General features: G+C 61.0%; 14 protein-coding genes. 10 read left to right on the top strand and 4 right to left on the bottom strand.

Annotated elements, in window-relative coordinates:
• Positions 1-9: 9 nt before the first annotated feature.
• The gene (gene hpaI, locus FIU93_RS12140; RefSeq protein ID WP_055656075.1) at positions 10-798 is read left to right on the top strand and encodes a 4-hydroxy-2-oxoheptanedioate aldolase; all 789 of its coding nucleotides are present in this window, start codon (positions 10-12) and stop codon (positions 796-798) included.
• 354 nt (positions 799-1,152) lie between these two features.
• Here hpaI and FIU93_RS12135 read toward each other — a convergent pair whose 3' ends face one another.
• From FIU93_RS12135 to FIU93_RS12125, 3 genes are all read right to left on the bottom strand, one after another.
• Positions 1,153-1,815 carry a L,D-transpeptidase gene (locus FIU93_RS12135; protein ID WP_077291960.1) on the bottom strand — a complete coding sequence of 221 codons (663 nt, stop codon included), beginning with the start codon at positions 1,813-1,815 and terminating at the stop codon, positions 1,153-1,155.
• A gap of 171 nt (positions 1,816-1,986) precedes the next feature.
• Positions 1,987-2,925 (bottom strand): sugar kinase, encoded by a 939-nt coding sequence (locus FIU93_RS12130; protein WP_209010349.1) that lies wholly within the window; start codon positions 2,923-2,925, stop codon positions 1,987-1,989.
• A 2-nt stretch (positions 2,926-2,927) separates the two neighbouring features.
• Positions 2,928-3,620, bottom strand: a complete 693-nt coding sequence (locus FIU93_RS12125; RefSeq protein WP_152505699.1) for a GntR family transcriptional regulator — start codon at positions 3,618-3,620, stop codon at positions 2,928-2,930.
• 92 nt (positions 3,621-3,712) lie between these two features.
• Between FIU93_RS12125 and uxaC the strand changes: the two genes are divergently transcribed.
• From uxaC to uxuA, 9 genes are all read left to right on the top strand, one after another.
• Entirely contained in the window at positions 3,713-5,155 is a 1,443-nt protein-coding gene (gene uxaC / locus FIU93_RS12120) for a glucuronate isomerase (RefSeq protein WP_152505698.1), read from the top strand.
• 23 nt (positions 5,156-5,178) lie between these two features.
• Entirely contained in the window at positions 5,179-6,159 is a 981-nt protein-coding gene (locus FIU93_RS12115; protein WP_152505697.1) for a TRAP transporter substrate-binding protein, read from the top strand.
• Between the two features lie 152 nt (positions 6,160-6,311).
• Positions 6,312-6,809: a TRAP transporter small permease gene (locus FIU93_RS12110; RefSeq protein WP_088665314.1), complete on the top strand. Its 498-nt coding sequence runs from the start codon at positions 6,312-6,314 to the stop codon at positions 6,807-6,809.
• A 1-nt stretch (position 6,810) separates the two neighbouring features.
• Positions 6,811-8,091 carry a TRAP transporter large permease gene (locus FIU93_RS12105; RefSeq protein WP_055656087.1) on the top strand — a complete coding sequence of 427 codons (1,281 nt, stop codon included), beginning with the start codon at positions 6,811-6,813 and terminating at the stop codon, positions 8,089-8,091.
• 10 nt (positions 8,092-8,101) lie between these two features.
• Positions 8,102-8,419: a cupin domain-containing protein gene (locus tag FIU93_RS12100; RefSeq protein ID WP_062487450.1), complete on the top strand. Its 318-nt coding sequence runs from the start codon at positions 8,102-8,104 to the stop codon at positions 8,417-8,419.
• A gap of 27 nt (positions 8,420-8,446) precedes the next feature.
• The gene (gene kduI / locus FIU93_RS12095; RefSeq protein ID WP_055656091.1) at positions 8,447-9,271 is read left to right on the top strand and encodes a 5-dehydro-4-deoxy-D-glucuronate isomerase; all 825 of its coding nucleotides are present in this window, start codon (positions 8,447-8,449) and stop codon (positions 9,269-9,271) included.
• Complete coding sequence (gene kduD / locus FIU93_RS12090; protein WP_055656093.1) at positions 9,268-9,996, top strand: 2-dehydro-3-deoxy-D-gluconate 5-dehydrogenase KduD; 729 nt, start codon at positions 9,268-9,270, stop codon at positions 9,994-9,996. Before kduI ends, kduD begins: the two co-directional genes overlap by 4 nt.
• Positions 9,986-11,440, top strand: coding sequence for a mannitol dehydrogenase family protein (locus tag FIU93_RS12085; RefSeq protein WP_286202424.1), 1,455 nt, complete (start codon positions 9,986-9,988; stop codon positions 11,438-11,440). Before kduD ends, FIU93_RS12085 begins: the two co-directional genes overlap by 11 nt.
• Positions 11,437-12,624 carry a mannonate dehydratase gene (gene uxuA / locus FIU93_RS12080; RefSeq protein WP_152505696.1) on the top strand — a complete coding sequence of 396 codons (1,188 nt, stop codon included), beginning with the start codon at positions 11,437-11,439 and terminating at the stop codon, positions 12,622-12,624. The genes FIU93_RS12085 and uxuA overlap by 4 nt, the downstream gene beginning before the upstream one ends.
• Here the strand turns inward: uxuA and FIU93_RS12075 are convergent.
• Positions 12,621-14,249 (bottom strand): hypothetical protein, encoded by a 1,629-nt coding sequence (locus FIU93_RS12075; protein ID WP_152505695.1) that lies wholly within the window; start codon positions 14,247-14,249, stop codon positions 12,621-12,623. The two genes, uxuA and FIU93_RS12075, sit on opposite strands and share 4 nt — an antisense overlap.
• Positions 14,250-14,259: the final 10 nt, after the last annotated feature.

Here is a 14,259-nt window from a genome sequence, read left to right as displayed (position 1 = left end):
GGGAAAACCATGCCAGCGCCTCAAAACGCCTTCAAAGCCGCCTTGAATTCCGGTCAGCCGCAGATGGGCTGCTGGGTAGGGCTTGCCGATGCCTACACGGCGGAGATTACCGCGAGTGCCGGCTTCGACTGGCTGTTGATCGATTGCGAACACGCGCCCAACGACCTCAGATCCATGATGGCGCAGCTGAAAGTGGTCGAGGCCTCCACCAGCAAGCCGGTCGTGCGGGTACCCATCGGCGAGACCTGGATGATCAAGCAGTTCCTGGATGCCGGTGCGCAATCGCTGCTGGTCCCGATGGTGGAAAGCAAGGCGCAGGCAGAAGAGCTCGTCAGTGCCGTACGTTATCCGCCGGTAGGTGTGCGCGGCGTTGGATCCGCGCTTGCCCGCGCGTCCGGCTTTTCCGCCATTCCCGACTATCTGACGACTGCCGACGGTGAGATCTGCCTGCTGGTTCAGGTGGAAAACCGCGCCGGCCTGGCAGACCTCGACGGCATCCTGTCGGTCGACGGCGTTGATGGTGTCTTCATCGGGCCCTCGGATCTGGCCGCCGATATGGGCCACCTCGGTGACCCGATGCATCCTGAAGTCGTTGCCGCGATCCTCGACGCCATGAAACGCATCAAGGCTGCCGGGAAGGCACCGGGTATCCTGACCACCAATCTGGATTTCGCCCGCACCTGTCTGGAGCTCGGCGCAACCTTCGTCGCCACCTCGATCGACGTCACCCTCTATGCCGCGGCCATCCGCGGTGCAGCCCGGCAGGCAAAGGAGTTACTTGGGTCGGTCGAAGGCTAAAGGCCAGAGGCTCGATGCAGTCTCTTGAACAAGGTGCCCATCCTTCGAGACGGGCCTGAAGGCCCTCCTCAGGATGAGGCCTTGGGGCGGTAGTATGAGCTGTCCTTGACTGACCGGATCCGAGACGCCTGCCTGCCAGAACCCCGGTAACTACGTCAGACAGGTCACCATGTCGGACTTTCCACCCCCGGGAGCCCCTTCACCGAAGAGCCTCCCAACCACCCTCCTCATCCTGAGGAAGCGCGAAGCGCTGTCTCGAAGGATGGGCCGCGTGAACGAAAAAGAGCCGCCAGTCCATCTGAGGGGACCTGGCGGCTCTTCAAACATGAGGCCGTAGTGGACGGTGCCGAAAACCTAGCCCAGCACAACCACCTTGGCGCCGACATTGACGCGGTTGTAGAGATCGATGATGTCCTGATGCCACATGCGGATACAGCCGCTGGAAGCATTGGTACCGATGCTGGAGGGCTGGTTGGTGCTATGGATGCGGTAGAGCGTATCCTTGTTGCCCTGCCACAGATAAAGCCCCCGCGCGCCGATCGGATTGCTCGGACCACCGTCCTGCCCGTCGCGATATTTTGCAAGTTTCGGATCCCGTTCGATCATCTCGTCCGGCGGAAACCATTTCGGCCACTCGCGCTTGAAGCGGATTTCCGCTTCACCGTTCCAGGCAAAGCCGGCGCGACCGACACCGATGCCATAGCGGATGGCACGACCACCGGGCTGGATCAGGTAGAGATACTTGCTACCGGGATCGACAACGATTGTGCCGGATGGATACTTGCTCGGATAGAACACCACCTGGCGCAGATATTTCGGGTCGAACTTCTGATACTGGATCGCCGGTATCGAAAACCCGCCATCGGTTCTGGCGGCATAGGCCGTCGCATAATCCGGTGTCCCGTCGGCCAGCGGGGTCAATCCCGCCTGCACGGTTGAACTCTGCTGGCTCTGGCAGGCTGCCAGCAGCAGGGGTATTGCAGCAACAAATGTGCGTCGGCTCATCGTGGAAGCCATATTCGCGTCCTTTCAGCGGCGTGCTCGAACCGTCAAACTTGCAATAATACGGTTCTGACCGGATCAGAAAATTCTAAAGACACATCACGCGATCCAGGAGCGAAAGCAACATATTTATGGTAAACAGTTGATTAAAATTGGGGCTTTTCTGCCGTTAGGTTACACAAACAATCAGGCGCTCAACCTGTTGCGGCAGACAATCAGGTCCATTCTTGTGACAGGCACCAGCGCTCCACGGCTGCCGATCACATGCGCGGCAAGGGCACAGCCCGCACGAACAGCCTCACGCGTTCTTGCCCGTTCCATGTATTCGACCAGGAACGCCGCATTGAAACTGTCGCCTGCTGCCGTCGTGTCGACGACCGTGCTTGCCGGTTCCGGCTGATACTGAAAACTGTCGCCATCGGCCCCGCGCACAAGGATCGGCCCCGCCCCGTTCTTGACCACGACCAGCCGCGCCCCATTGGCGAGATAGCGCGCCGCGGTCGCCGCTTCGTCGGTATCCTTGAAATGGCTGGCTTCATCTTCAAACGACGGCAGCACGATGCCGGCGACACTGGCCGCCTTCATCGTCCAGCGGCACATTTCGTCACTGGCCGGCCACAGGCGCGGCCGCAGGTTCGGGTCGAAGACGATTTCCGCGCCGCGCCCGGCAGCTGCTTGCAGGGCGGCTAGCAGCCGGTCCCGGGCTGCTTCGGCAAGAATGGCCACTGTGATACCGGAAAAATAGAGCAGGTCCCCTTCCCCGGCTGTCTCCAGTGCTGTGAGATCGTCGGCAAGATGCCGGGCCGCGGACTGCGAGCGCCAGTACTGAAAGCTTCGTTCGCCTTCGCTCAGGAAGATCATGTACATGCCCGGCGCAGCACCTGGCACCCTGGCCATCAAGGGCCTGATTCCTGCAGCTTCGATAAAGTCCGTCAGTTGTCCGGAAAGTGCGTCATCGCCGACAGCACTCAGGTACCCGACATCCAGCTTTTCGGTGTCCGTCAGCTGGCGCGCGTACCAGGCCGTGTTGAACGTATCGCCGGCAAAGCCGACGGCGTAGGTTCCTGACGGTGTCGGTGAAAACTCGACCATGCATTCGCCGATGGCGAGAAACCGCATCGGCATACTCATTCCTCGAAATGGTTCAGGTTCTCGGCGCGGATGCGGCCGAGAATGGTGGCAATCCGGCCCAGGTGTTCGGTCAGCATGGATTCGGCCAGTTTGCCGTCCCGCCTGCGAATGGCCGACATGATACGGAAATGGTCGTCCAGTGCGACTTGCGCGCCGGACGCCAGCGACAGGAACCGCACCCGGTCCATATGCGCTTTCTGCTCGCGGATCAGCGCCCAGACATAGTCGTGGCCCGAGATTTCACAGATCCTCCGGTGAAACGTATCGTCAAGCGTGTGAAACAACTGACGTTCATTCGCATCCACCGCCGCCTGCTGCTGTGCAAGCAGCTCCTCCAGATCGTCGATCTGTGCGTCCGTGATGACTTCGATGGCGGCTCGCATGCAGGCAACTTCCAGCGCCGTCCGCACGAACTTGGCCTTCAGCACCGCAACTTCCGAGATCTTGGAGATAACCGTTGCCCGTTGGGGCCGGATCAAAAGGAACCCGAGCTGCGACAGCCGGTAGAAGGCATCGCGCACGGGTTGGCGAGACACGCCGAAGGCCTTGGCCACTTCCGCTTCCGACATGCGCGTGCCCGGCGCCAGGTCCAGTGACAGGATCTGCTGGTGCAATTCCTCGAACACCGTATCTGCGACGGTCGGGATCTTGATCGGCTCGAGCACCTTCAGGGCGCTACTTTCTGACATCAGCGTTGTCTCCGTTGACTCGTCTACTCAACTAGCATATCAGTTTACTAGTAGCAACATCAGCCTGCCCAAAGGCGCCACGGGAGAAACGAATGTCACTGGAAAGAGCGGATGCACCGGATATTTCGGAACAGGGCCTTGACCCGCACCGCCTGTTTCCCGCCGATGCGACCTCGCGCAAGATCGCGACGGAGCTTTATGCCACCGTCAAGGATCTGCCGATCGTCAGCCCGCACGGGCACACGGATCCGCGCTGGTATGCCGAAAACGAAGCTTTCCCCGATCCGGCGCAACTGTTCATCGTTCCCGATCACTACGTCTTCCGCATGCTGTTCTCGCAAGGGATCGACCTCAGCCAACTGGGTGTACCGCGCATCGACGGCGGCTTGAGCGAGACCGACAGCCGCAAGATCTGGCGCACCTTTGCCGAAAACTTCCATCTTTTTCGGGCCACACCTTCACGCATGTGGCTGGAGCATTCCTTCCAGGAAGTCTTCGGCTGGACCAAACGGATCTCCGCCCAAACCGCGGATGAAGCCTATGACCACATTGCCGATTGCCTGAGCCGCCCGGAATTCCGGCCGCGTGCGCTGTTCGAGCGCTTCAACATCGAGGTGATCGCAACCACGGAATCACCGCTGGACGACCTGAAATGGCACCGACAGATCCGGGACAGCGGCTGGAAAGGGCGAGTTGTCACGGCTTATCGCCCCGATGCGGTTGTCGACCCGGAGTTCGAGGGATTTGGCACCAACGTCGAAAAATTCGGCGAGCTCGCCGGTGAAGACACCACAAGCTGGCAGGGCTATCTCAATGCCCACCGGGTGCGCCGGGCCTATTTCAAGTCCTTCGGTGCAACGTCGTCCGATCATGGTCACGCCACCGCGCGCACCGAGAACCTGCCGGCTGCGGATGCTGAAGCCCTGTTCCAGAAGGCCCTGAAGGGCAATTGCTCACCAGAGGAAGCCGACGCATTCCGCGGCCATATGCTGACGGAAATGGCACGAATGAGCCTCGAGGACGGGCTGGTTCTGCAGATTCATCCGGGCAGCTACCGCAATCATTCGACCGGCATCATGGCAGCCCATGGCCGGGACAAGGGTTTCGACATCCCAACCCAGACCAGCTACGTCAAGGCGCTCAAGCCGCTGCTGGACGCGGTCGGTCTGGAAAAGAACCTTTCGATCATTCTCTTCACGCTGGACGAAACGGCCTATTCTCGTGAACTGGCCCCGCTTGCCGGCGTCTATCCGACGCTCAAGCTCGGTCCGGCCTGGTGGTTCTACGACAGCCCGGAAGGCATGCGCCGCTACCGGGAACTGACAACGGAAACCGCGGGTTTCTACAACACAGTCGGTTTCAACGACGACACCCGCGCCTTCTGCTCGATTCCGGCCCGCCACGATGTGGCCCGCCGTGTCGATTGCGCTTACCTCGCATCGCTCGTGACATCCGGGAGGCTGGACGAGGACGAGGCATATGAGGTCGCTCACGACCTCACTTACAGGCTTGCCAAGCAGGCCTATCGGCTCTGACGAGCCAATTTCGGGAGGAGACTATGAAAGTATTGAAGACCCTTGCGGCATCGCTTCTGGCCACCGCCGCGCTCACATCCGCATCGCTTGCATGCGAAGTGACACTGAAATCGTCCGACACCCATCCGGACGGCTATCCGACGGTGGAGGCCGTCAAGCAGATGGGCAAGCTGCTGGAAGAGCGCACTGATGGCCGCATCTGTGTCGAAGTGTTCCATTCCGCGCAGCTTGGCGAGGAAAAGGACACCATCGAACAGACCAAATTCGGCGTCATCGACCTGAACCGCGTCTCCATGGGCCCGTTCAACAACCTGGTCGAGGAAACCAAGGTTGTCTCGCTGCCTTACATCTTCAAGGGCGTCGATCACATGCACACAGTGATGGACGGTCCGATTGGTGACGAGATCCTGGCGGCGTTCGAACCGCACGGCTATGTCGGCCTTGCCTTTTACGACGGCGGGTCGCGCAGCTTCTACAACAAGGTCAAACCGATCAAATCGATTGAAGATCTTGAAGGCATGAAGGTTCGCGTCATGCAGTCCGACATCTTCGTCGACATGATGTCGGCGCTCGGTGCCAACGCGACGCCGATGCCCTATGGCGAAGTCTATTCGTCCATCCAGACCGGCGTTATCGACGGTGCGGAAAACAACTGGCCGTCCTACGAATCTTCCGGTCACTTCGAAGTTGCCGGCTACTACACTCTGGACGAACACCTGATCGTGCCGGAAGTGCTGGTGATGTCGAAGAAGTCCTGGGACAATCTGTCTCCGGAAGACCAGGCAGCCGTCCGCCAGGCTGCAAAGGACTCGGTCCCCTTCATGCGCGAACAGTGGCAGGCCCGCGAAAAGGCGTCTGAAGAAAAGGTCCGCGCTGCCGGTGTCGAAGTCGTCACGGAAATCGACAAGGAGCCGTTCATGGCAGCCATGGACAGCGTCTACGAGAAGCACGTGACCTCCGAAAAGCTGAAGGATCTCGTCGCCCGCATCCGCGCGACCGACTGATCTTCGCAAGCCCGCAGCCGGCAAAGCTGTTTCGCGGTCCATCGACCGCGGAACGGCCCGGCTGGCTGCTGGCCGTTTTTCAGGATCCGCCTTGACCCGGTTCCCTGCTTCAGGATCTCGACGTGCAGCCTCATCTCAAGTTCACCGCGCAGATGTTGCGCCATGTCTCCACGGCAGCGCTCTGGCTTGCCGGAGGCGGCCTCATTCTCATGACCGTGTTCATCACGGCGCAGGTCTTCATGCGCTACGTCATGAACGACAGCCTCGTCTGGTCGGAACCTGCTTCCGTCATCCTGATGGGCTGGTTCATCTTCCTGGGTGCCGCCGTCGGCATCCGTGAAGGTTACCATCTCAGCTTCGACGTGCTGCTCTACTTTCTGCCGCAGGGAGCCAAACTGGTGCTTTACAGCATCTCCGATGCCGTGGTTGCCGCCTTTGGTGCGGGTATGGCCTGGTACGGCGCGGAACTGGCGCTGTCGGCCTGGGACGTAAAACTGCCGTCGCTCGGCGTTTCAGGCGCGGTTGATTTCCTGCCGCTCGTTGGCGGCGGTTGCCTGGTTTTTCTCTTTTCCATCGAACGCCTGATGCGTCGCGCAGCCGGTCTGCCGACCGCACGCTTCGGCGAAGATCCCATCGAAGAGGCTGCTTGATATGGAACCCGTTATCCTCTTCGGCACATTCACGGTTCTGCTCCTGATCGGCACACCCGTTGCCTTCTGCCTGGGCGCAGCGTCGCTCGCCACCGTGCTCTACATGGGCCTGCCGCCCGTCGTCGTCTTCCAGCGCCTGAACTCGGGTGTCTCCGTTTTCGCGCTGATGGCGATCCCCTTCTTCATTTTTGCCGGCGAACTGATGGTGCGCGGCGACATTGCCCGAAGGCTGGTGGCGCTCGCCGGGGCCGTGGTCGGGCATATGCGCGGCGGTCTCGGTCAGGTAAACATCACCGCCTCCGTGCTCTTCGGCGGCATCTCCGGCTCCGCCGCGGCGGATGCAACCGCCATCGGCGGCCTGATGATCCCGCAGATGAAGGAAAAGGGCTATTCGGTCGAATATGGTGTCAATGTCACCGTGGTTTCCTCGATCATTGCACTGATGCTGCCGCCCTCGCACAACATGATCATCTATTCGATCTCGGCTGGCGGGCGCCTTTCCATCGCCGACCTGTTCACCGCGGGCATCCTGCCGGGCCTCCTGCTTGCAGTTTCCCTGATGGTCACTGCCTGGTTCGTTGCCCGCCGCGCCGGTTATCCGACGGAACGCTTTCCCGGCCTGTCGGCTCTTGGTGCAATGTTCATCAACGCCATTCCGGGTCTGCTGTTGATCGGCATCATCTTCGGCGGCGTGCGCTCCGGTGTATTTACGGCTTCCGAAAGCTCCTGCATCGCGGCCGTCTACGCGCTACTGGTGACCACGCTTGCCTACCGCACCATGCACTGGCCGGAATTCGTCGCCGCAACGAAAGCCGCGGTGCGCACCACCGCCATGGTTCTGCTGGTCATCGGCTGTGCGGCTTCTTTCGGCTGGCTGCTGGCCTTCCTGCGCATCCCCGCGGAACTGGTGGCATTCATGAAGGGCATTTCCGAGAACCCGCTGATCATCCTGCTGATGATCAACATCGTGCTGCTCTTCCTCGGCACCTTCATGGACATGTCGCCGCTGATCGTCATCACCACGCCGATCTTCCTGCCGGTTGCCACCGCTTTCGGGGTCGACCCGGTCCATTTCGGTGTCATCCTGGTCCTCAACCTCGGTATCGGCCTGTGCACGCCCCCGGTCGGCACAGTGCTCTTTGTCGGCTGCGCCGTTGGCCGGATATCGGTCTGGGATGCGATCAGGACGATCTGGCCATTCTACGGTGCCGCCATCTTCACATTGCTCCTGGTGACCTACATCCCGTCCCTGTCGCTGTGGCTGCCATCCCTGTTCCATTGAGGCAAAACCAATGTTCGTGAAAACCTTTCCCGAAGTGACCGCCGACCCGGGCATCCGCCGGCAGGTGTTGTCCGACAGTCCCGACCTGATGGTCGTCGCCTTCCGCTTCCAGCAGGAAGGCGCCGAAGGCAAGCTGCACAATCATCCACACGTACAGTCGACCTATGTCGAAAGCGGCCGTTTCCGCTTCACCATCGACGGCGAGACCTTCGACGTCAGTCCCGGCGACAGCTTCGTCATCCCCTCCAACGCCCTGCACGGTTGCGTGTGCCTGGAACCGGGAACACTGGTCGACACCTTCACGCCGCGCCGCGACGACTTTCTTTGAACACCGCCTGCACCCAAGGACTTTGCCATGCTGACCGTTGAAACCCGCTACGCCATCGACCCGGACACCGCCAAGACGCTCGACACCACGGGTCTTCGCAAACATTTCCACGCCGCCGGCCTTTTCCAGGATGGCAAGATCAACCTGATCTACACCCATTACGACCGGCTGATCCTGGGCGGCGCCGTCCCCGGAACTGGCGAACTCGTTCTGGATGAAGTGAAGGAAGCCGGCACCCCGTCCCTTCTCGACCGCCGCGAACTCGGCATTCTCAATATCGGGGAAGCCGGCACCGTGAAGGCGGGTGGGGAGACCTATCAGGTCGGCAAGGGAGATGTGCTCTACATCGGCATGGGCTCCGGACCCGTCACCTTCTCCGGCCCGGGCCGCTTCTACATCCTGTCGGCGCCCGCACACCGGGCCTGCCCAAGCAGACTGATCACTGTCAAGGATGCGCGCCGGGTGGAACTCGGCTCCGCGGAAACCTCCAACGAGCGCGTCATCCTGCAATTCCTGCATCCGGAAGTCGCCGAAAGCTGCCAGCTGCTGATGGGCTACACCCAGTTTGCGCCCGGCTCGGTCTGGAACACCATGCCGGCCCATGTCCATGACCGGCGCATGGAAGCCTATCTCTATTTCGAGCTTGGCCCGGACCAGCGTGTGTTCCACTTCATGGGCAAGCCGGACGAGACCCGGCACCTGGTGATGGCCAACGAGGACGCCGTGGTCTCTCCGCCCTGGTCTATCCATTGCGGCGCCGGCACGGGAGCCTACACGTTCTGCTGGGCCATGGCAGGCGATAATGTCGACTTCACCGACATGGACATGGTCGCCATGGGAGACCTGCGATGAGCCCGTTTTCCCTGGAAGGCAAACGCGCCCTGGTGACAGGCGCCAACACCGGCATCGGCCAGGCCATTGCCATCGCCATGAGCAAGGCAGGCGCCGAAGTTCTGTGCGCGGCCCGGCGCGATTGCGACGAAACGCTGGCCCAGATAACCAGGGGCCGCCATGTGCACCTCGATCTGTCCGACCCGATGGCTGCGATGCCCCTGTTCGAGGCGGAACAGATCGACATCCTGGTCAACAATGCGGGCATCATCCGCCGCGGCACGGCGGACAGCTTCAGCGAAGCCGACTGGGACGACGTGATGGACGTCAACCTCAAGTCCGTCTTCTTCACCTGCCAGGCTTTCGGCAATGCCGCCTTCAACGCCGGCCGGACCGGGGCAATCGTCAACATTGCCTCGCTGCTGTCCTTCCAGGGCGGTATCAAGGTCGCGTCCTACACCGCGGCCAAACACGGTGTTGCCGGCATCACCAAACTGCTGGCGAACGAATGGGCGGCGCGGGGCATCAATGTCAACGCCATTGCGCCGGGTTACATCGCCACCAACAACACCGAAGCCCTGCGCGACGACCCGGAGCGCAGCCGGCAGATCCTGGAACGCATTCCGGCCGGCCGCTGGGGTGAAGCCAGCGACATTGGAGAAGCCGCGGTCTTTCTCGCTTCACCGGCTGCAAAATACATTCACGGCGCTGTCCTCAATGTGGATGGAGGCTGGCTTGCACGCTGACTTGCCGCGCCTTTCCAGAACAACACCGGCGGCAAAAGCCGGCATCGTTCATCTGGGGCTCGGAGCATTTTTCCGGGCCTTTGGAGCGATCTACATAGAAGAAGCCATGAAGGCTGCAGGCGGCACCGGCGAGAACAACTGGGGCATTATCGGCGTCAGCCTGCAAAGCCCGCGCATGCATGACCAGCTGACTCCGCAGGACTTTGTCTACACAGCGCAGGAACTTGGCCCGGAAGGCGAAACCCTTCGCCAGGTAGAGATCATCCGGGATGTGCTGGTCGCACGGGAAAACCCGGAAGCCGTGCTGGCCGCGATGGCGGACCCGGACGTCAGGATTGTCACCCTGACCGTGACGGAAAAGGGTTATTGCCACGACCCGGCAACCGGCAGACTGAATGCCGATCACCCGGACATCACACACGACCTGAAAGCCGCGCTGCCTGTCTCCGCTCCGGGTTACCTCGTGCGGGCGCTGGCAAGGCGGAAGGCCGCAGGCCTGCCGCCCTTCACAGTGCTCACCTGTGACAACCTGCCGGACAATGGCCGCCTGGTCCGCCGGATTGTGCTGGATCTTGCAGGGAAGCTCGATCCGGAACTGGCCGCGTGGATTGAAACCGAAGGCCGTTTCCCGGCAACCATGGTCGACCGCATCGTGCCTGCCACAAAACCAGAGGATATCGACGCCCTGGCCCGCAAGACCGGCCGCTACGATGCAGCCCCTGTGCTTCATGAGCCGTTCCGGCAGTGGGTGGTGGAAGATGATTTCGTCCCGGCTTACGGCGCCGATGCCAGGCCGGACCTCGGTGCCGTAGGTGTCGAGCTTGTTGAGAACGTCACCGCGTTCGAGCACATGAAGTTGCGTATGCTCAACGGCACGCATTCCTCGCTGGCTTACCTCGGCTATCTCGCCGGGCACGAGACGATTGCCGAAACCGTTACAGATCCGCTGTTTGCCCGGTTCGTGAAAAACCTGTGGCGCCAGGAAATCATTCCGTCCTTCGAGGCTCCGCCGGGTGTTGATCTGGAAGCCTACGCGGATGCGCTTTTCGAACGCTATGCAAATCCCGGCATCCGGCACCGCACCTGGCAGATCGCCATGGACGGCAGCCAGAAACTGCCTCAGCGCATTCTCGGCACCGTGCGCGACAACCTGACGAACGGTCGAAACTGCCCGGGCCTTTGCCTCGCGATTGCCGCCTGGATGATCTATGTCGGCGGCACCGATCTTGAAGGCCAGCCGATTGACGTGCGCGATCCGCTAAGCGATCGCCTCAAGTCTCTTGTCGGAAAAAGCGATGGCGACGCCGGCAAGGTGGCAGCACTTCTGGGTGTCACCGAAGTCTTCGAACCCGACCTCGCCGCTGCCATTCTGGCGCCCGTCACCGCCGCCTATGCTGCCTTGAAGGCTGACGGTGTCGGCAAATCAATCGGAACCCTGTCATGATCGAAGGTTGGCGCTGGTATGGCGGCTATGACCGCATCTCGCTTTCTGAAATCGCCCAGACCGGTGCTGTCAGCATCGTCACGGCACTGCATGAAATTCCCTACGGCCAGATCTGGCCTCGCGAAACAATCGCGAACACCAGGACCCGGCTCCACGCTGCCGGTTTCAACTGGACCGTGGTGGAAAGCCTGCCGGTTCACGAAGCCATCAAGCGCGGGGAAGGCGATCTTTCGGAACTCTTCGCCAACTACCGGCAATCGATGGCAAACCTGGCCGCTGAAGGCATAAAGGTCATCTGCTACAACTTCATGCCGTTGCTCGACTGGACCCGGACAGACCTCGCCGCGCCCGTGGCACGTGGCGGTACCTGCCTGCGGTTTTCCGCTGCCAGGATGGCGGCCTTCGAAATCTACATGGTCAAGCGACCCAAGGCGGAAGACGATTATTGCGAACAGGTTCTGGTCGAGGCAAAACGCTGGTTCGATGCCGCAAAACAGCCGGACCTCGACCGCTTGACCCAGGCCATCATGGCGGGTCTGCCCGGGGCCTATGATCGTTACGACCCCAACGGCCTGCGTGAGGCTCTGGTGCCCTATCAGGGACTCGACCGGACGGCTCTCAGACAAAACCACAAACGTTTCCTGGAGGAAGTGATCCCGGCGGCCGAAGAGCTTGGCCTGAAACTGGCGGTGCATCCCGATGACCCGCCCCGGGACCTGCTCGGTCTTCCGCGGATCGTCTCGGATGCGGATGACATCGCCTGGATCCTGTCGGCGGTGGACAGCCCTTCCAATGGCCTGACGCTGTGCTCGGGCTCACTTGGCGCCAACCCGAAGAACGATGTCCCTGCAATTGCGGAACGCTTTGCCGGCAAGATCCATTTCGCCCATCTGCGCAATGTCGCGAAAGATCCGGATGGCTCGTTCGAGGAAGCAGCACATCTTGGCGGCGACACCGACATGCCTGCATTGCTCGGCGTTCTTCTTGGCGAAGAAGCAGGACGGCGACGCGAGGGCCGTAAAGATGCCGAAATCGTCTTCCGGCCAGATCATGGCCACGAGCTGCTGAGCGATGCCGACCGCGGAGCGCACCCGGGCTATCCCCTGATCGGGCGAATGCGCGGACTGGCGGAACTGCGCGGCGTTATCGCAGGTTTGACGGCTCGCCGCGCTTTCCAGGCCTAGCCGTTACAAAGGACGTGCCCGCGGACTTCGTCTTCGGGCACGCCCAGCGCCTTCAGAAGAGACGGATCGATAACGGTTTCGGAGCGGTTCAGCAGATCCTTGTTGGCCCGCCCGATTGCCTTGCGCGTGTTCGGGCCGAGCGACCCGTCCGGAGTGCCCACGTCGATGCCGCTGTTGTTGAGACCGGCCTGCACCAGCCGCACAAGACCGGCATCATATTCATCGACCTGACCGCAGAACTCCGGAGGGACCTCGGCAAAGGCAAGGCTTGCCGGAATGCGTTTGAAGGATGTCTCAAACGTTCCCATGTTTTCAGCGAACAGCTCGACAAAATAGAGCAGCGCCACCCGGTGATTGTACTCCTTCAGCGCCAGACCAACCTCGGTATTGTCGATCCCTGCGGCAATGTTCATCAGGGCCGACGCATCCCGGTCGCGAAAGCCCGAAAGCTTGCCGTTGGCTTCCAGTTCGAACAGCGCCACTTGCCCGAAGTCGCCGAGCAGACATTTCGAACTGCCATCGCAGACGTAGGACCGCCAGCTGTCGCCATTCGGGCTCTTCACGCCCAGACAGACAAAATTCTGCCCGGTGACATAGGTCAGGAAAGTGCGTTCGTTCGATTGCAGATTGGCCAGCAGGTCCGGCGAAACGGTGTTGAAGCGTCCTTGATACAGGCTGGAACAATAGGACAGCATCTGGCTGCGGCTGAGATTTGACAGATCCTGCGGACGTCCAACGACGAAGATCCCTTCAGCAGCCATTTCCGCCAGGGACAAGTGATACATGGACCCGGGCTTCGTGCCGTACATGTTGCGCATGAAGCCGATGCCGATACCTGTGCTGAGGAAATAGTCCGTAACCTCGTTGACGCCCCGATTGATCAGCTGAACAACCTGCCCGACCTGCTCCGCGCTGTAGTTGCCCTCAGGAAGCTGGATATAAGGCTGATGAATGCCGAGACGGGCGGTTTCATGAGCAAAACGGCGAGGAAAGAAGAACCCCTCGTATCGCGTATAACCCGCCAGAAAGACCAGGGAACAGGCGGACTCGCAGACGGCATTTTCCGGCAGCAGCGTGATGAAGTTCTGCTCCGCGATGTATTTGCCGATTTCCAGCGCCTCGCGCAGGTTGCCGCCCGGACTGTTGAGCGAAATCACGTTGTTATAGGGGCAGTAGCCGGGCCTCAGGCAGTCCGAAAAGCCGCTGCGTTCCACAAGAGCCTTCAGGTGATCGAGGTCCCCCTTCTGGATCTGTCCCTCGATGGATATGACCTTGCCCGTCTTCAGCCCACCCCAGGCCGGCACGATATGCAGTGTCTCATAGGTATGCGCGCCATCGCCTGCGATGCCGTTTTCGAAATAAGGCAGCGACCCGTCCTTGACAGCGCTCTTCGATGTGAAACCGTCTTCAAGGCCCTTGGCGTGACCGACGGCTTCTGCGCTCACCGTCCCAAGGTCCAGAAGCTGGTAGCCGGCAGCAGCTGCAGGATTGCTGTCGAGAAGACGCATTTCCGCGGCATGGGCCGCCGAAAAGGCAGGAATACATACAGTCACCGACGCAAGCGTCTGTATTACGCTTCGGGCAACGCCTTTTCCCGCCACCGCCGCTACAGCGTTTCGCAACATGATCAGCCCC

Origin of the sequence: Labrenzia sp. THAF35, assembly GCF_009363595.1 — a bacterium.
Taxonomy (GTDB): domain Bacteria; phylum Pseudomonadota; class Alphaproteobacteria; order Rhizobiales; family Stappiaceae; genus Roseibium; species Roseibium algicola.
This window is presented reverse-complemented; position numbering and strand designations above follow the sequence as displayed.

Coding starts and splice junctions, on each gene's coding strand:
- FIU93_RS12115 (WP_152505697.1), top strand. CDS start 5,179: ATGAAAGTATTGAAGACCCTTGCGGCATCGCTTCTGGCCACCGCCGCG.
- FIU93_RS12075 (WP_152505695.1), bottom strand. CDS start 14,249: ATGTTGCGAAACGCTGTAGCGGCGGTGGCGGGAAAAGGCGTTGCCCGA.
- FIU93_RS12125 (WP_152505699.1), bottom strand. CDS start 3,620: ATGTCAGAAAGTAGCGCCCTGAAGGTGCTCGAGCCGATCAAGATCCCG.
- uxuA (WP_152505696.1), top strand. CDS start 11,437: ATGATCGAAGGTTGGCGCTGGTATGGCGGCTATGACCGCATCTCGCTT.
- hpaI (WP_055656075.1), top strand. CDS start 10: ATGCCAGCGCCTCAAAACGCCTTCAAAGCCGCCTTGAATTCCGGTCAG.
- FIU93_RS12100 (WP_062487450.1), top strand. CDS start 8,102: ATGTTCGTGAAAACCTTTCCCGAAGTGACCGCCGACCCGGGCATCCGC.
- kduI (WP_055656091.1), top strand. CDS start 8,447: ATGCTGACCGTTGAAACCCGCTACGCCATCGACCCGGACACCGCCAAG.
- FIU93_RS12130 (WP_209010349.1), bottom strand. CDS start 2,925: ATGCCGATGCGGTTTCTCGCCATCGGCGAATGCATGGTCGAGTTTTCA.
- uxaC (WP_152505698.1), top strand. CDS start 3,713: ATGTCACTGGAAAGAGCGGATGCACCGGATATTTCGGAACAGGGCCTT.
- FIU93_RS12135 (WP_077291960.1), bottom strand. CDS start 1,815: ATGGCTTCCACGATGAGCCGACGCACATTTGTTGCTGCAATACCCCTG.
- FIU93_RS12105 (WP_055656087.1), top strand. CDS start 6,811: ATGGAACCCGTTATCCTCTTCGGCACATTCACGGTTCTGCTCCTGATC.
- FIU93_RS12110 (WP_088665314.1), top strand. CDS start 6,312: ATGTTGCGCCATGTCTCCACGGCAGCGCTCTGGCTTGCCGGAGGCGGC.
- kduD (WP_055656093.1), top strand. CDS start 9,268: ATGAGCCCGTTTTCCCTGGAAGGCAAACGCGCCCTGGTGACAGGCGCC.